This window comes from Natribacillus halophilus (assembly GCF_900100185.1).
Lineage (GTDB): Bacteria > Bacillota > Bacilli > Bacillales > Marinococcaceae > Natribacillus > Natribacillus halophilus.
Window position 1 is genome coordinate 27,538 of the sequence record NZ_FNEN01000002.1, and the last position, 17,521, is coordinate 45,058.

General features: G+C 44.1%; 17 protein-coding genes. 7 read left to right on the plus strand and 10 right to left on the minus strand.

The window, feature by feature from the left end:
- The first annotated feature begins 206 nt into the window (after positions 1–206).
- From BLS58_RS02345 to BLS58_RS02355, 3 genes are all read left to right on the plus strand, one after another.
- Complete coding sequence (locus BLS58_RS02345; protein WP_090395967.1) at positions 207–1,094, plus strand: fructose bisphosphate aldolase; 888 nt, start codon at positions 207–209, stop codon at positions 1,092–1,094.
- A 162-nt stretch (positions 1,095–1,256) separates the two neighbouring features.
- On the plus strand, positions 1,257–1,520 hold the full coding sequence (locus BLS58_RS02350) for a type II toxin-antitoxin system prevent-host-death family antitoxin (RefSeq protein WP_090395968.1): 264 nt from the start codon (positions 1,257–1,259) through the stop codon (positions 1,518–1,520).
- Complete coding sequence (locus BLS58_RS02355) at positions 1,510–1,836, plus strand: type II toxin-antitoxin system RelE/ParE family toxin (protein ID WP_090395969.1); 327 nt, start codon at positions 1,510–1,512, stop codon at positions 1,834–1,836. Before BLS58_RS02350 ends, BLS58_RS02355 begins: the two co-directional genes overlap by 11 nt.
- A 79-nt stretch (positions 1,837–1,915) precedes the next feature.
- Here the strand turns inward: BLS58_RS02355 and BLS58_RS02360 are convergent, their stop codons facing one another.
- From BLS58_RS02360 to BLS58_RS17790, 3 genes are all read right to left on the minus strand, one after another.
- Positions 1,916–3,823, minus strand: coding sequence for an SEC-C metal-binding domain-containing protein (locus tag BLS58_RS02360; RefSeq protein ID WP_143018852.1), 1,908 nt, complete (start codon positions 3,821–3,823; stop codon positions 1,916–1,918).
- Between the two features lie 77 nt (positions 3,824–3,900).
- Complete coding sequence (locus tag BLS58_RS02365) at positions 3,901–4,542, minus strand: amidase (RefSeq protein ID WP_090395971.1); 642 nt, start codon at positions 4,540–4,542, stop codon at positions 3,901–3,903.
- A 1-nt stretch (position 4,543) separates the two neighbouring features.
- Complete coding sequence (locus BLS58_RS17790; RefSeq protein ID WP_218126128.1) at positions 4,544–4,681, minus strand: hypothetical protein; 138 nt, start codon at positions 4,679–4,681, stop codon at positions 4,544–4,546.
- A 148-nt stretch (positions 4,682–4,829) separates the two neighbouring features.
- On the opposite strand from BLS58_RS17790, the gene BLS58_RS02370 reads away from it, so the two are divergent.
- Positions 4,830–5,573, plus strand: a complete 744-nt coding sequence (locus tag BLS58_RS02370; RefSeq protein ID WP_090395972.1) for a glucose 1-dehydrogenase — start codon at positions 4,830–4,832, stop codon at positions 5,571–5,573.
- A gap of 59 nt (positions 5,574–5,632) precedes the next feature.
- Here the strand turns inward: BLS58_RS02370 and BLS58_RS02375 are convergent, their stop codons facing one another.
- Positions 5,633–6,541 carry a sulfurtransferase gene (locus BLS58_RS02375; protein WP_090395973.1) on the minus strand — a complete coding sequence of 303 codons (909 nt, stop codon included), beginning with the start codon at positions 6,539–6,541 and terminating at the stop codon, positions 5,633–5,635.
- Positions 6,542–6,724: 183 nt separating this feature from the next.
- Here BLS58_RS02375 and dacB point away from each other — a divergent pair, with 183 nt between their 5' ends.
- The 3 genes from dacB (at position 6,725) to BLS58_RS02390 (ending at position 10,602) form a co-directional block, all read left to right on the plus strand.
- Entirely contained in the window at positions 6,725–8,185 is a 1,461-nt protein-coding gene (gene dacB, locus BLS58_RS02380) for a D-alanyl-D-alanine carboxypeptidase/D-alanyl-D-alanine endopeptidase (RefSeq protein ID WP_245723031.1), read from the plus strand.
- 816 nt (positions 8,186–9,001) lie between these two features.
- The gene (locus tag BLS58_RS02385; protein WP_090395975.1) at positions 9,002–9,868 is read left to right on the plus strand and encodes a GNAT family N-acetyltransferase; all 867 of its coding nucleotides are present in this window, start codon (positions 9,002–9,004) and stop codon (positions 9,866–9,868) included.
- A 47-nt stretch (positions 9,869–9,915) separates the two neighbouring features.
- Complete coding sequence (locus BLS58_RS02390; protein ID WP_090395976.1) at positions 9,916–10,602, plus strand: cyclase family protein; 687 nt, start codon at positions 9,916–9,918, stop codon at positions 10,600–10,602.
- 501 nt (positions 10,603–11,103) lie between these two features.
- Here BLS58_RS02390 and BLS58_RS02395 read toward each other — a convergent pair.
- From BLS58_RS02395 to BLS58_RS02420, 6 genes are all read right to left on the minus strand, one after another.
- The gene (locus BLS58_RS02395; RefSeq protein ID WP_090395977.1) at positions 11,104–12,516 is read right to left on the minus strand and encodes an APC family permease; all 1,413 of its coding nucleotides are present in this window, start codon (positions 12,514–12,516) and stop codon (positions 11,104–11,106) included.
- Between the two features lie 31 nt (positions 12,517–12,547).
- Complete coding sequence (locus BLS58_RS02400) at positions 12,548–13,894, minus strand: aminotransferase family protein (protein ID WP_090395978.1); 1,347 nt, start codon at positions 13,892–13,894, stop codon at positions 12,548–12,550.
- Between the two features lie 177 nt (positions 13,895–14,071).
- Positions 14,072–14,473 (minus strand): hypothetical protein, encoded by a 402-nt coding sequence (locus BLS58_RS02405; RefSeq protein WP_143018853.1) that lies wholly within the window; start codon positions 14,471–14,473, stop codon positions 14,072–14,074.
- Between the two features lie 304 nt (positions 14,474–14,777).
- Positions 14,778–15,464 (minus strand): copper homeostasis protein CutC, encoded by a 687-nt coding sequence (locus tag BLS58_RS02410; protein WP_090395980.1) that lies wholly within the window; start codon positions 15,462–15,464, stop codon positions 14,778–14,780.
- A gap of 133 nt (positions 15,465–15,597) precedes the next feature.
- On the minus strand, positions 15,598–15,921 hold the full coding sequence (locus tag BLS58_RS02415) for a nucleotidyltransferase domain-containing protein (RefSeq protein ID WP_090395981.1): 324 nt from the start codon (positions 15,919–15,921) through the stop codon (positions 15,598–15,600).
- A 425-nt stretch (positions 15,922–16,346) separates the two neighbouring features.
- Positions 16,347–17,435: a plasmid pRiA4b ORF-3 family protein gene (locus BLS58_RS02420; protein WP_090395982.1), complete on the minus strand. Its 1,089-nt coding sequence runs from the start codon at positions 17,433–17,435 to the stop codon at positions 16,347–16,349.
- Positions 17,436–17,521 lie beyond the last annotated feature (86 nt).

Here is a 17,521-nt window from a genome sequence, read left to right on the forward strand (position 1 = left end):
CTGATCCATTGGCTTCTGAGGGATCACTTCGCTCCTCTGATACCTCTCGGGGCTGATCCTCCGAGAGATGAAACAATAAAATATGTATTTATCTGGTTCAACCTCTATCCCAGACTACAACCTTCCTTCCAGAAATGATACAATAGAAAAGGAAATTATCTTCGCTCAACCTAAACAAGACTCTATACTATAAAGGGGTGGCAGTCATGCAACAGAGTCAATTGGAACAAATGAAAAACAACAATGGATTTATCGCCGCTATGGATCAAAGTGGTGGCAGCACGCCAAAGGCCCTTGCTCTATACGGCATTTCCGAAGATGAGTATACCAACAATGATGAAATGTTTGATTTGGTCCACGAGATGCGGACACGGATGATCACTTCTCCGGCTTTTACTTCCGATCAAATCATCGGTGCCATTCTCTTTGAACAAACGATGGACCGTGAAATCGAAGGCATGTACTCGGCCGATTATTTGGCGGAAAAGAAAGGAGTCGTCCCTTTCCTAAAAGTGGATAAAGGACTGGACGAAGAAGCCAACGGTGTACAGCTTATGAAGCCGATCCCTGATTTGGATAAAACACTCCAACGCGCGAATGAACGGAATATTTTCGGGACGAAGATGCGCTCCGTCATCAAGGAAGCCAATCCGGAAGGTATCAAAGCCGTCGTGGATCAGCAATTCGACATTGGCAAAAAGATTATTGAAGCAGGTCTCGTTCCGATTATCGAACCGGAAGTGGATATTAACAGCCCCGAAAAAGAAAAATGCGAGGAGTTGTTGAAGGCGGAAATCCGCAGCCACCTCGACAACCTGGGTGACGACGAACTCGTCATGTTAAAACTGACGATTCCAACCGTTGCCGACACTTATAAAGAATTGATCGATCATCCCAATGTGGTTCGCGTCGTCGCCCTTTCCGGCGGCTATTCCACGGACGAGGCGAATGAAAAGCTAAAAGACAATCAGCAACTCATCGCCAGCTTCTCCCGGGCACTTACCCAGGATTTAAACGTCAAGCAAACCGAAGACGAATTTAATGACACTCTTCAAAAAGCAGCCGAGTCTATTTATCGAGCTTCGGTGACATGATTGTTAGTATTCCCGGGGGCATGATCGTCCCCGGGAATTATTTTAAGACTCCCCGGGAAGAATATGAAAAAATAGATTTTCCGCTGGATAAAATTCGAGTCACATTTGTATTTATGACATAATTATGTTTTAATTAAGGCATCAAAATGTAGAGGTGGTCGTATGGACCATATTAGACCGATAAAAGATCTAAGGAATACGCAAGAAATTTCAGACCTTTGCCATAGCAGTGGAGAGCCTGTTTATATTACCAAGAACGGTTACGGTGACTTAGTTGTCATGAGCATCGAAGCCTATGAAAAAAAGATGAGAAAGTTAGAACTGTATGAGAAAATAGCAAAAGCGGAAGAACAGCTAGATGACGATGAAAATTTACAACTCGCCGAAAAGTTATTTGAAGAGTTGAGAGAAAAATATGAATTCTGATATTTTTACTGTAAAAGTAACACCTATAGCTAGAACAGACTTGGATGAGGATGAGATTTATAACTATATCTCGTCTTGCCTGCACAACCAACCGGCTGCCAGCGATCTAATGCATAAAATTGAAACTGAAATTATGAGATTACAACATTTCCCATTTTCATGTAGCTACGTCGAAGATAAAACGTTACGAAATAAAGGTTACCGCAAGCTAATTGTGAACAATTATATAGGACTTTACTTAGTGAATGAAGTGAAACAAGAAGTGATTTTATTGCGCTTTTTATATGGCAAACAGAAATATGAAGGATTAATTTAAAAGGTGCTTTGGTGCAACAACGGTAAAAATTATCAACCATTAGGCCCCGCCGAACTCTCGGCGAGGCCTTTGTCTGGGTCTATTTGTATTCCGCAAGTTTTCGCATCAATGGGCGTTCTCTTTGCCATAGCATCATATGCGCCTGTACATAATCAATCGCTTCATTTTCATCTCCCATTCCGATAAATGCCGGGGCTTCAGCCGGGATTTTTCTTTCCCCGAGCAAATACTCCGGAACATGGGGATTTTCGTTAATGGCTGTGTTCAGCAACTGCTCTGTTTTTCTCGTCCAGCCATTCGATTTATATTCGGCATAAACACGATTGTAAGCCATGTTTGCCGACGGTTCGTCATAATCGTCTATCAGTGCCGCTGCTTCTCGATATTCTCCGGTCTTCATCAATGCGTCAATTAATAAATAACGGATGCCCTGGTTATCCATCGGGTTTAAATCGAGCAGTTCGCGATATTGCTCCATGGCGAGATCGGGGTCTCCCATTTGCGCGCAAGTCTCGGCATATCCTTGTTTGGCACGCATGTATGGACGTGTCTCAATCAAACCCCAAAAATATCCGCGATTATTTTCAAAGAAACTCGGTCCAAACGCTGCTTCGCCCTGGATCATGCCTTCAAAATAGAGATCATTCTTTTCTTCCAACGTGTTTGCTTCTTCGGCCAAAATGGCAAAGGCATCGGGGCTGTTCGGATGAAGCTGCAATGCTTCCTCGGCGAGTTTGATCCTTTGACGACTGTCTGCCGTTTGATGTGCTTCAAAAATAAGATTTTCTGCCTGTTCTTTTTTTGTGTTTGATTGGGGAGCGAGTGGTTTCCCGGACTGACTAAGCTCGTTTAAAAATTGTTCTACTTCTTCCTGCGATGAAAAGTTTTCATTTTGGATGAGCTTTTGTAACTCTTTCAATTGCTGTTCAGCCAACATGGACGGGTCTTCGACATCAGGTGAACCCGGTCCAAATTCATCAATCATCTCATCGAATAAATCGAACATGATATAGTCCATCTCTTGATACCGCTTAGAGACACTGGCAGACGAGACGCCATATTTTTCTGCCGTCTCCTTTTGGGTAGGGCCATCACCTTCCATCATCATCACAAGATATTCCAAAGCTGCAGCAAATACCGCTACCTTTCTTACAACGGGATCCTCATCCTCACAGAATTTATGCCATTGTCGTGTAGCGAAATTGAGGCTTTCATCCTCCCATATATCATCATTCATTTCACATAAGTATTCAGGAACCGCTCGTTGTCCTTTCGACGGCCACTCATAAGCGTCGATCAATTCATATGGATCTTCCTCGTCCATGAACACCTTATACAAAACCATCGGGAATTCGTTTTTCATTGCCTGACTGAAAGCACCCTCGTATTGCCTAAACACCATCTTCATTTGTTCCAAATCAAATACGTCAAAAGATAAAAGAAATTGTTTTTCGTTGTTACCAAAAGGAACAAGGATTCCGATTATGCCATCGCCAACATCCAGCAACCACTCTTCATCTTTGAAAGCAATGACATCACGTTCACCGGTATCCATTGATTCAACGGTAAATTGATCTTCGTCGACATGTTCAACAATTTCATACATGCCGGGCACCGTGATCCACTCTTCGATAACCGATTTCGTCTGCGGCCGTAACGATCTGCCATGTTTATCCATAAATATCTCAAAAATCGTTTTCCCATCCACAAGTGGCGCATTAAAGGTTGCCCAAACGATAAATAACGTGAAATAATCTCCTTCAATTTCAGGGTCAAAATCATGTGCGTCAGCATAATCAAAATAAAGTTCGAGATATCGTTCCCTGTATTCGAAACTAAAATCTCCCAATTGATCATCCAATTTTTCCAGTTCTTGTCTCGTTCTTGGTGTCATACTAACGACATTGTCTTCTTTTTCCAGACAGCAATGCTTGTATTTTTCACCACTGCCACAAGGACAAGGGCTATTGCGTCCGATTTTCGCCAATGGGATCACTCCTCACTATGATCCCATTCTATCATATATATAAACAGCGGCACATCGCTCTGTGCCGCTCGTTTTATTTATCGCGCAAGCACCGGTTTTTTACCCTTTAGAGGATTCGTTTGTTCTATGGCGTAGCCGACTTTCAAGACCGTCTCTTCATCAAACGCTTCACCCATCATCTGCATGCCGATGGGCATTTCTCCTTTAAATCCACATGGCATGGAAAGCGATGGAAAACCTGTCAAATTTCCCGGTCCCGTAAAGCGAATGATATTGTTGACTAAATCAACTTGCTCTCCGTTTAAATCGGCGTAGCTTTCACCGATGTCAGGGGCAACGATCGGGAGGGTCGGGGTGATGAGGACGTCGACTTTTTCATAGGCTTTTTGGAAGTCTTGTTTAAGTTGCCTCCGTAATTGTTGCGCTTGCAGATAGTCTACGCCTGACGGTAATTCTCCCAACTCAAACAAGAGACGTATGTCATCGCCGAAGTCATCCGGCCGTCTCACTAAATTTTCGTGGTGAATGGTGGCTGCCTCTGTCAAAATAGTGATCAATTCTGCATATTCAGCATATTGAAGCGCGGGGATGTCCACCGTTTCTACGTTTGCGCCTTGGTCAACAAGCGATTGAATCGCCTTTCGAACCGATGCCTCTACGTCCGAATCCACATTTTTAAAGAAATAATCTTCATTTACACCGATGGTTATATCTGTCATATCACCTGTTAATTTTTCTGTATATCGATTCACGGGAACAATGAGCGATCGCTTGCCAACGAGATTGCAACATGGGCAAATGCTCGTCCTTTACGGCAATCCCCCTACTTTCCAGCACCTCTTTGATCGATGAGTTCATAAAAAATCAGCTCCTTTTTCCAATGAATTACCATTTTACTAAATTTTGAAACATATCTTTGTGGCTTCACATATAATTGAAATCGTTTACTTTTTAAAAATTTAGGTCTATAATAATAGTATACTATAATCATAAAGGAGTGTTGGCAATGGGTAGATTAGATAACAAAATTGCTATTATCACAGGTGGTTCTCGTGGGCAGGGTGCCTCTCATGTTACTAAATTCGTAGAGGAAGGGGCTAAAGTCGTTTTCTCAGATATTTTAGTAGAAGAAGGAGAAGCCCTGGCAAAAACACTAGGGGAAAATGCTAAATTCATCAAACATGACGTGACGAATGCAGATGACTGGCAGCGAGTCGTTGAGGAAACAGAAGCAACTTTCGGCCCGGTAAATATCCTCGTCAACAACGCCGGCGTTGTTTTGACCAAGAGCATTGCAGACCTTTCTGAAGAAGAATATCGTAAAGTGGTGGACATCAACCAGGTCTCCGTATTTCTGGGCATGAAAACAGCCCTTCCATCTATGAAAAAGACAGACAAAGCCTCGATCATCAATGTCTCTTCCATTAATGGCCTTCGGGGTGCGGCGGGTAATTCAGCCTATACCTCTTCCAAGTTTGCCGTTCGAGGCATCACGAAGGACGCCGCGTTGGAATTTGCCGAGCATGGCATCCGGGTTAACTCCGTCCATCCAGGCATTATTCAAACACCGATGATTGAAGTTGAAGGCGCAAAAGATCTCGTTGCCCAAATGGCAGAGAGCGTCCCATTAAAAAGAAACGGAGTATCAGAAGAAGTGTCCAATATGATTTTATTCCTGGCATCCGATGAATCCAGCTACTCAACCGGCTCGGAATTTATCATTGATGGTGGTATTACGGCGTCCAATTAAAAAGTGGATAAAACAAAAAAGGACGCCGGAGTTAGTCCCTCTGACGTCCTTTGTACGTTTTATTTGTCTTTTTTCACCGTATCCAACGGGAGTGAGGGATCGGCGGTCCACTCGGTCAGCGAGCCGTCGTACATTGAAACGTTTTGTTGTCCTAACTTGTTTAAAATCAGGGCGTTCCAGGTTGCGGCGATGCCGCTTCCGCAATACGTGATGACTTTTTTATTTTCATCGAGGGCGCCTACTTGCTCAAATGTATCACGTAATTGTTCTTCATTGTGAAGCTCTTTCGTTTCAGGGTCAGAGAGGTTGCCAAAGAAAACATTGACGCTGCCCGGAATGTGTCCGCTGCGGGCATAAGTGTCTGTTTCGCCGTTAAAGTCAGCTTCTGACAGGCTGTTAAGAAGTATGACATTTTCATCGTCTAAAGCATCCTTGACATCCTCTTTTGTTGCCAATAATTCGGGGCGACGTTCGCCTTTGAATGTCGCTTTAGGATACGAGCCCGGTTCCGTTGAAACAGGGCGCCCATCTTCCCGCCATTTCACGAAGCCGCCATCCAGCACGGCAACATTGTCATACCCTTCATACTGCAATTGCCAGGCTAGCCGTGATGCCCAATCGGATGCAATAACCGATGCGCCTACGATCGCATTTCCCTGGTCATATACAACGACATAGGTGTCGTCGTCACCGACACCCAATTCACTCATTTTTTTGGTAAACCTTTCTCTTGAAGGGACAGTGAAAGTAAATTCGGAATCCGGATCAGAGAGATTGTTTAATAAATCGGCATAAACAGCCCCGGGAATATGCCCCTCATCATACGCTTCCTGGCCGGACCAGACATTATAATACCTACCACCCTCAGGCGGCTTTAAAAATGTTGTCGCATCTATTAACCGTAATTTGGGATCATCCAACCGCTCTGCCAACCATTCCGTACTGACAATCAACGGTACGTTACTCATGCTTGACGCCTCCCTTAATTCAAACTATATTGATGAGAATTATCATTTTTAAAATACCACATTCGGTGCGTTTGATCAATTGATTTGTTTGGTAAGATTGAAAAGTATAATTGTTTTAGGGAAAGGAAGGATACACGTAGCTGGCCGACCGACAGTACCGGCAATTTGGGAGAAAGGATTGATATGATCAAAAAAGTATTATTAATGGGTCTCGTTTTTGCCATTGCGGGGAATCCGAAATCGGAATTAAATGCGGAACAGGAATTGGAAAATAATTTGCGTGACATACTCGATGATGAACGTTTAGAGCATGCTATTTCCGGTGTGCATGTACGCTCGGCGGAAACCGGGGAGGAACTTTTTTCTCATGAAGCGCACACGAGCCTGACGCCTGCTTCCGGCCAAAAGGTTCTCGTGGGGGCTGCAGCGCTCGATACATTAGGCTCCGATTATACGTTTGAAACCGGTGTATATGCCAATGGCGAACAAACGGGGGCCGCGTTGCATGGGGATCTTTATTTGAAAGGTGAAGGCGACCCGACCATGCTTGCCGAAGACTATGAAGATTTTGCGCGGGAAGTTTCCGCGCAAGGCATCAACGTGGTTCATGGAGATGTGGTGGCCGACGATACATTTTTTGACGATGAAAGGCTTCCACCGGATCTTGCTTTCGGGGATGAAAGTTGTGGTTTTGGTGCACAAACTTCGGCATTGACGGCTTCCCCTGATGAGGACTTCGATGCCGGAACAGTTATTGTTGAAGTTGAGCCGGGAGATTCTCCTGGTGATGAAGCTGAAGTCTCTGTGACTCCCGAAACAGACTACGTCACCATTGATGATGATGTAGAAACGACAGCAGAAGACTCGAGCGAGAACATCTCTATCGAGAGGGAGCATGGAACCAATGACATTGTCGTTGAAGGAGATATTCCTGTGGATGACGATACTGAACGTACATGGATCAGTGTATGGGAACCTACGGAATTCGCACAACACCTTTTCCATTCAGCTTTGAAAGAAGAAGGCATTCAAATCCAAGGGGATCTGAAACTAGGAGAGACGCCTGAAGAGGCCGATCCATTGGTTGTTCGCGAATCCATGCCCCTGGAAGAATTATTCACCCCCTACATGAAACTCAGCAATAATGGTCATGCCGAAACCATGACGAAGACAATGGCACGCGTAGTCGAAGATAAAGGAAGCTGGGATGAAGGACTCGATATTGTGGAGGATTACTTAAGCGATGCCGGACTGAATATAGATGCCATACAGCTTCGGGACGGATCGGGAATGTCGCATTTAAATTATATCCCTCCACATGAAATGACCGCGCTTCTTGAACACATTCAGGGTGAAGATTGGTATGATATTCTGTACGAATCGCTTCCGATCGCCGGTGTTGAAGATGATTTGGTAGGCGGCACACTAAGTGATCGGATGGAAGATACGGAAGCCGAGGAAAATGTACATGCAAAAACAGGAACACTCACATCAATAACATCCCTTTCCGGTTATGTAACAACTCAGGATGGTGAAGAGCTCATCTTTTCCATTATTTTGAACAACTTCATCGGTGACGCTCCTGAAGACATCGAAGATGACATCGTTGTCGAATTGGCGATGTTCTCGAGGGATGGAGGATAGCCGAGCACACCGCGTGAGGTCACCCCTGCGTTTATCAGTCGGATAGTACGATTTATCAGTGGAAAACACCAATTTATCAGGTCATTCGGATGGTAAATGGCTAAAAGGAGCTGCCGATCAGCCACGGTTCCGTCAAAGTCCAAATATATTCGCGGATATCCGAGGGAACGGAGATCGCTCCGATCTTTATGACACTTGAATCGTGTTGTTATACCCCAAAAGCAGGGTATCTCGCTCCGAGAGGGACAAGAAGCGCGTTGTTATACCCCAAAAGCAGGGTATCTCACTCGAGAAGGACAAGAAGCGCGTTGTTATACCCCAAAGGCAGGGTATCTCACTCCGAGAGGGACAAGAAGCGTGTTGTTATACCCCAAAGGCAGGGTATCTCACTCCGAGAGGGACCAGAAGCGTGTTGTTATACCCCAAAGGCAGGGTATCTCACTCCGAGAGGGACAAGAAGCGCGTTGTTATACCCCAAAAGCAGGGTATCTCGCTCCGAGAGGGACAAGAAGCGCGTTGCCATACCTCAAAAGCAGGGTATCTCACTCCGAGAGGGACAAGAAGCGTGTTGTTATACCCCAAAAGCAGGGTATCCCGCTCCGAGAGGGACCAAGAACCACGTTATCATCCCTCGAACGACGGGGATCGAACCAATCCGAGAGGGCGATGTGATCCTTCCTCGGGCTCGTCTTAGAAAGGCGATTTTTATTTCCCTTAAAAATCGTTTTACTTTGACTTTACCTTGGCCGATCAGCTCCTTTTGTTGTGATTGGCATTCTGAACCTTTACAATCAACATAGAGAGGGAAAATAGGGAGTGAACCTTTTGATTCGGCAATTACACCTTGAAGATTTACCACGATTTGAAAAAATGGATACAGGTATCGAAGATGATTACATCCTCGCCATATTTGATCGCTTAGTCACCGGGAACCATCGACTTTATGGGTTATTTGTCGACGATCAGCTCGTAAGTACAGGCGGCTATACGGTTTTTGCCAACCGTTATGCCATGCTGGGAAGGCTCCGGAGTGACCGATCCATTCAGGGACAAAACCTTTCCACAAAGCTAATGACTTTCGTGATCGACAAAGCATTAGAGCATCCGCACATCCAGTGGGTAGGGGCGAACACACAAGAACATAATACCCCTGCGCGGCGCGTTCTTGATAAGCTCAATTTACCTTCCCAGGCCACATTGTTTAATGCCACAACCAGCAATGTGACGTCGTTAGAATCGGACAGTGAGCCCTGGCAACCGATCCATGATTTAAAAAGGAAGCGAGAATGGGTAGAGAAGACCTATATCCAATCTTCGGCGGTTTTCCCTTTGGAATGTTATTATCCCTTTCCCGCGTCTGAAGCGTTATTTACAGACGAACATTTACAAAACTGGTCTTTTTATGAAAATCACGACCAGACTCGATTCTTCATTGCAAAGACCGATCAGAAAAAATATCATTACTTGCACGTCGTCTACCCATGGAGCGATCTATGGTCACAGAACGGCTTATGGGAAACCGTGTCCGCGGCATACCGCGCATTGAAAGAACAAACTGGGGAAGAAACCTACATATGGACCGATCTAACACGGGAAGAAGTTAATCTCCTGCCGGAAGACCATCCTTTTACGCTTCCCTCTCCCTGGATTCTCTATGGAGTGAACCGGGAAGATTCAATTTAGTTGTTTATCAGCCATGTAGCTTACAAAGAAGAGAAAGGAGACTAATGATGGCAAAATATGTTGAAATCGGTTACCCCATTTATGAAGGCATGCCTGTGCACCCGGCACTGCCGCAAGTGAAACTGGAACCGAATGAACGGTTGGAAAAAGGAGATTCCTGGAATGGAAGTGTACTTAGCATTTACCTTCATGCCGGTACTCACGTTGATGCACCGTGGCATCATATGCCAAACGGGAAAGGCATTGACGACATCCCAATAGAGGACTTTATCTATCAAAGACCATTACTCATTAATGTTGAACGAGGACCTAACGAATTTATTGAAATTAAGGATTTGGAGGCTTATGGCGATGAATTAAAAGAAGCAGACATTTTATTTTTCAATACAGGTTACTGGAAATACAGGCGCGATAACTTTGACAAATACGCCGGTGATTTTCCGGCTGTATCCCCTGATGCTGCCGAATATATCCGAACAAAACTTCCAAATTGCAAAGCCGTCGCCATTGATACATTAAGCATCGAAAACCTGAACGATGCACCGAATAACAGCTTTTTTGTACATCATGCTTTTCTTAATCATGAAAAATACAGCGAACCCACGATGTTAATCTATGAAGATATCAACCCTGAACCGCTCATTGGCAAGACATTGAAGTCGGCTTTTTCAGCACCATTAAGACTTGAAGGTTATGACGCGTCCGTTGTGAATGTGATCGTGGAGGTTGAGTAGCGAATTGAAAACCCCCTGACCGGTTTTTACGGAACGCTCTATATCGGCTAATTTACTCATTCGTTATCGTTGGTTGGTTTGTTTGCAATGAGATAAGTATTTGTTGTATATTTAATTTAAGGAAGCATGCACTTAAAAGAGACCGTGGTGCTGTTTGACCGACGGTCTCCCAATAGAACGCTATCCATCAGAGATAACCGTTCACGATTAAAGCGGAAGTAGTTACCCAGAGGCTAGGCTCTCAGAGGGTAGCTACTTTTTCTTTCTGTCGGAATTTGATGCGATTATATACACAAGCGTAGACACAGCCACGCAAAGCAACAGAAATGGAGGAGCACCTCCCTTCTGTCCGTCAGCAACGAACGGCCACAGACACGAAGGTTGACAGGTGAACGCTACCCCTGAGAATCTCGTTCTATTTAAAAACTATTATACTAGGAATGATGTCATCTTTGAAGTGTAAAAGAATTTTAGGAGAAAAAGGCTAATTTTAAACTACAGCTACCCCAACTTTTCTTCCTCATCTTTGGCGTCTTCTGTATCTTTATAGGTCAAATGTTTAAATTGATTGTATCGTGTGATCAAGAAGTAAATGCCTAGAATCCACCAGCCGCCAAACATTATCCATTCAGGCCCACCCAATCCGGCCGGCATACCGGGAAGATACTGAATGATAAAGAAAATGCTGAGCACCAGGGCGATCCAGCCAATGATCGGCGATCTGGCTGCTTTAAAAGGACGAGACATCTCCGGCTCCGATTTTCGCAACATGAGAAAACTAACAGCCACCATGAAAAAGGCAAGGACGATCGTAAGCCCGCCGGCCTCAACAAGCCAATCCAACATGGGCAAACCAAAAAGTGGACTGATCGTTGAAAGAATCCCAATAAACAAAATCGCATTGGACGGTGTCTTATACTTCGGGTGCACCTTGCCAAACCAAGCCGGAAGCATCTTCGTATTGGCCATGGCAAACATAATGCGACTACCACCAATAATGAAAGCGTTCCAACTCGTCATGATCCCCGCAATCCCGCCGAGAACGAGAATATTTCCAAACAGATCAGAACCATACAAAGCCGCCATCGCATCCGCCGTAGGCAGGACCGATGCCTCTGTGCCCGCCGGATCAAGTCCAAATCCAACGGCGTAAATGACGCCTAGATAAAAGATAACGGCACAAAGTACAGAAACGATCAAAACTCTCCCAATTGATCGTGGTTTTATATTCATTTCCCCTGCTGCCTGTGGTATAACGTCAAAACCGACGAACATAAATGGTGTGGCAATGACAACGGCCAAAATACCGGCAGTACCGCCTGTCAACAATGGTTCCGCGTTAGCTAGACTTCCGCTCGCGGCAGAGCCGAATATCAACATCAGTCCGACGATCATAATCATGAGTGTCAATAACAACTGAACAAAAGAAGCAAATTTTACGCCAATGTAATTAATGAAAGCCACGAAAATAGAACCTGCCATACCGACGAGGACCCATGTGAAATAGACGTCATAACCGGTAACCGTATACATATAACCTACTGTATAATTTGGGAACATGAATTCCAACACATTGGGCAGGGCTACGGCTTCAAAAGCAACGACCGATACATAACCGAGCACAATCGCCCACGAAGCAATAAATGAACTTTTCGGCCCAATTCCCCGTAATGTGTAGGAAAGTTCACCACCCACTTTCGGTATCGCCGCGGCCAATTCCGAATAAGTCAGTCCCACGAAAACAACTAGAATACCACCGATACAGAATGCGATCATGGCGCCAATGGCGCCGGCGTCCAGCACCCATCCACCGGCAAGGACGACCCACCCCCAACCGATCATGGCGCCAAATGCTAAAACAAGCGCGTCCGTGCGATTTAACACTTTTTTCAGTTGTGTATTTTCTGATTGCATATGCTTCTTCCCCTTTCATGAGTATTGGAGACTAAACTAATATCGCCTCCCTTACTTCGGTAATCGCATCATGTAATCTTTCAACAATATCGTTCACCTGCGCTTCATTAATGGTAAGCGGTGGAGCGAAGCAAATGATGTCTGTACCGCCAAATGTGACAGAACGACAGATGACCCCACGTTCATGAAGGGCATCGATCACTTTTGGCGCTGCATTGACTTCAGATGAAAAACGTTCGTTTGTTTCTGGATTTTTGACAATTTCAACCGCGCCGAGAAGTCCGAGTGTGCGTACATCACCCACAATATCAATGTCTTCTTTGATTTTTTGGAATCCTTTGAGCAATACTTTACACATAGCCTGTGAATTTTGGACGAGCTGTTCATTTTCAATAATCTCGATATTTTTCAATGCGACGGCCGCGGCAGTTGGATGACCGCTATATGTGAAGCCATGAAACAACGTACCGGTGGAGCGTTCCTTTAGTACCTGATGAATGCTATCCGACACAACGACGCCTCCGAGCGGTATATAACCGCTTGTGACACCTTTGGCAAAGGTCATCATATCAGGTGTGACTTGCCAATGTTCCAGGCCAAACATTTTGCCTGTACGTCCGAATCCGGTGATCACTTCATCGGCGATGAACAAAATCCCGTATTCATCGCAAAGCTTGCGCACTTCCTGAAAATAATCCCGGGGAGGGATAATCACACCGCCAGCCCCCTGAACCGGTTCGGCTAAAAACGCGGCGATCGTCTCTGGACCTTCACGCTCGATCATGTCGCGAATCGAAGCAACGGCCTCACTTGTACTTATTTCATAGGGTGTTTCTACGTGCACAAAGTTGGAAACATGCAGGCCGCCCATCTCCCTAAATTCCGAAATCCCTGTAGCGTTCGTTGAAGCGGCAGCCACCCCATGATACGCTTTTTTACGGGCAATAAACTTATGCCGCTTCGGCTCCCCCTTTAATTTCCAATAGTGATGCGCCAATTTGAACGCGGAATCATTCGATTCCGACCCTCCGGATGTAAAAAACACTGCGTTTAAATCATCGGGAGCGATTTCTGCAATTTTTTCGGCTAAAAGAATCGCTGGTTCATGGCTAAAGGTTGAAAAAGCAGAACTAAATGCCAATTTTGACATTTGTTCTTGCGCAGCATAGGCGAGCTCTTTTCGCCCATGTCCAACATTCACATTCCAAAGGGAAGAAATCGCATCAATAAATGTCTTTCCATCAACATCTTTTAAATAAATGCCCTCGCCTTCAGCGATTACACTTTTAGCGCCTTGCTCTTGCTGCTGCTTGATCGGTGATGTCGGATGAATAAAATGCTTCTTATCCAGATCGATTAGATTATTTTTGTTGTTCATTGCTGTCCCTCCGTTCTTATTATCATTTCCATTATAAACCATATGATGATTCATTGCATTTTTAAGAAACCGTTTTCATTTTTTCGACAACGCCTTGGGTAAATGAAAAAGGAGCTGCTCAGCGGCTCCTTCTTTTATGTCTAATATTGTTATTTCAGGTTCCCCCTCTTGCCCATTTCACATCATATCCATAGGATCCAAATGATTTAAAGATGAAGTCGCGATGCTTTCCCCAAATACATAGAAAATGACCGCTATCAGAACAAGAACGATCAGCGCCCCATAAAATGTACCCAGACCACCTTTAGAATCTTTTAAGAACAAATGCACCGTATATAGAATGGCAACGTTAAAGGCGGCAAAGGCCAGCAACAGAAAACTTAAGGTCATAGAAAAAACATTCAACATGGCTAATACTAATGAAAGAATTAGCATAGCAAGCGGTATAACCATCATTGAACCATATGATGCGATCGCCTGTTGAATCGAGACCGGTGATTTTCCGATCTTGGCAACGACAAATATCGCCCCAATAATTAAAGCGTTAAAAATCAATATATAAAAAAATGGTGAAACCACCGGCTTAATTCACTGATTATATTATCACGTTAAGAATTTTTTGCTATTTATTTGCAGGATTTTCATTTCTTTAAACAAGCCATTCCATCGCCAAATTTAAAAGGAGCTGTAAATCACAATGTCATTAGACAGTCCTACCTCTTGCAATGGCGCTGTTTCATCGGTAAGAAAGCGCTCCCATATTTGTTTTGAACCAACCGTTTTTGCCATTTATTTTGCCTCCCCAAAGTATTTTGCATTTTGTCAAAGGCGCTCGGATGGTCATTCTCTATCTACTAAAAATATACCACATTAATTGTTTTATTTAACCATCTATTCGCTTTACCCACTGTACCTTCTCGTTATCAAAGCCTTTGGAGAAGTCTCCGTCTATTTGCAAACCGGAGCCGAAATGGTATTGATCGGCACCAACTGTGTTTTTTACGAGTTTCATATTATCTACCGTCAATCCCCCACCTGGAAGTATTTTCGGACCTTCTGTTTGCTCGGCTACTTTTACTAATTGTTGCAACTTTTCTTTTCCAACCACACAATTTGCTTCACCGCCGGACGTTAGAATACGTTGAACGTTTTTAAATGCGGATAACATTTTATATGCTTCGTCCAAAGAAGGGGCTTCATCAAATGCTCGATGGACGGTTATATCTAAGTGATCAGATATGTTGATAATGTTATCTAAGGCTGCCAAATTAATCGTTTTATCTTGGTTTAACGCGCCAAATACAATCCCGTTTCCTCCAAGTTCAACAACATTTCGAATATCCTCGTACATCGTTTCCAGCTCACTATTACTATATGCATAATGATAGCTATGCGGTCGAATCATTATTTGCACGGGGATCGATACACTTTGCAGTACATGCTTGATCGTCCCATAACTTGGCGTGAGACCACCTTCTTTCATTCCCGATACTAACTCCAACCTGTCAATACCTATCTGTTCCGCTCTCATTGCTTCTTCCGGTGTTTGGACGATAGCTTCAATGTACATGGGATCACCTTTTCTAAATAATGTTCCTAGCAAGAACCGCACCAAGTCTCACTTTTGGAGTGTCGAACGACGTTTTCATACCATTTCTATCATGAAAAAGCCCTCGCGTTATGTTTGGTATGGGATCTACCATTTAAGCGAGGGCTTGATCTCGTTTGTAAATAATTTGACCTGTTTTCTTAATTTCTTCTAAAAATCCACTTCGTTTATCTTTTTTTTCCAATATAATGGGCTCCATTCGTACATCAATGTTCCACGTTAAATGAAAAAGTCTTGCTGATGACTCCAGAAAATCTCCTTCTATTTCATCCACAATAACCGCTACGTCGATATCACTATCCGTGCGAGCTGTACCATTCGCATAAGAGCCAAACAAAACAACCATGTCAACCGAAAATTCCTCGGCCACCAACTCTGCATACTGCTTGACTATTTGTTCAATTTTTCCGTGATCCATTCAAACAACTCCTTTGACTTTGAATACATCCTTTAATGCCAAAATCGCTGCCGCTACGGAGCTAATCACCGAGGAATCAGTCACCCCGGTATACGCTACCTACTCTTTTTTAAATGTATTCATTATTGCCGTGCGGTGCGATTCAGTTTAAAAAGCCTCTTGGTCAAATTAAAAAATTCGTTCAATTACTATTTATATTATATTCATTCATCGGGTCCGTGGTCATCCTATACATCGCCACAGCCAAGCACTGAGGGACATATTCCGCGTGTCGGTCTCGTAATCAAATAAACACCGATTGGATACCTTGAGACATACTGGAACTGGCCACAGACATAAGAGAGGAACGAACTACAAAGAGTCATCACAATGTTAAGTGACTCGCTACCTAGGGAGGATTTTGAGGAATGTTAGAACAAACATCCTCACACCATGTTTTTAAACGACCAATTAATTTTCTCTATATCCACATCCTTATACCCTTGAAACCGCCCCCATCTTAACATTTCCGTGTGATCAGGGTGGTGTTCGTCCGCCATAATGTTCAAAAACTCTTCATAACCGCCTTCTCCGCCAACATCCTCGGGCGGCGCGTTGCCATACGCTTCAAGACAGACCGGATAATTTTTATCGAAATCATCCATCATTTCTTCGACTTCAATCTTATGCACCCAATCATCCCCGAAGTCATGGAGATACTTCATCATCGCGGGGAGGTACTCGGAAAGCTTTATGCCAAATTCAAGTTTCGTTGGGATATCTCTTTCGAACTCGAGAGACTCTTCATCAGGAACAAGATTTACGATAGGTTGGAGACCTTCTTTGTCGGAAGCAAAAATATAATATTCATGCAAATGGCTATTTTGCCAGTAAAAAGCCTCTTGTATCACCCTGTGCAATTGATCGAATGTCATGTGAACGGGAACGATGATTTTACGCCAAACTTCAAAATTTCCGAGTTCAAGGGTTACCTTTAACAGCGCCGCTTTACAACTAATGACCGGCTCCTGAACGAATGCTTGCAAGTCCCGATACATTTCCTTATTGGGATGAATATAGCCACTGTTACCGTCAGTGACCATAAGACGGCTGACGCGCATACCTGCATCCGTTTGATACAAGGAATGATTATGCAGCAAATCAGCAAAAATTTGAACGTTCTCACTGGCCTTGTTCAACCTCGCTACCGTTTTTCGGTTCTTCGTTTTAGTAAAAATAATGCTTCCAGCCGTATGCAAGTATTGCTCAATGACGTCGTCTTTCATCCCCTCTTCTCGGAACGTTTGCTGAATGGCGCGAACAATCAGCTCGTCCAGCTTTTGAAAATCCTTTGCCCTAAGCCCATATAAAACGACGGCATATCGATTGTTGTCGTTGACAAGAACAACAGCTATCTTCCGCTTGATCGTGATCACATTGGCATGCCAGGAAAACAGAGGTGCTTCCTGCTCCACGTCTGTAGCCGGTTTTCTCTTTACTTCGTTTAAGAGCTTTTGCGTACATTGGATTAGCATTGGGGGAACTCCTTCTAACGATATAGTTGTAAGTATTTTAACACAGTGTGGTTTATCAGCCGAAAATGTCATTTTATCAGCCATCC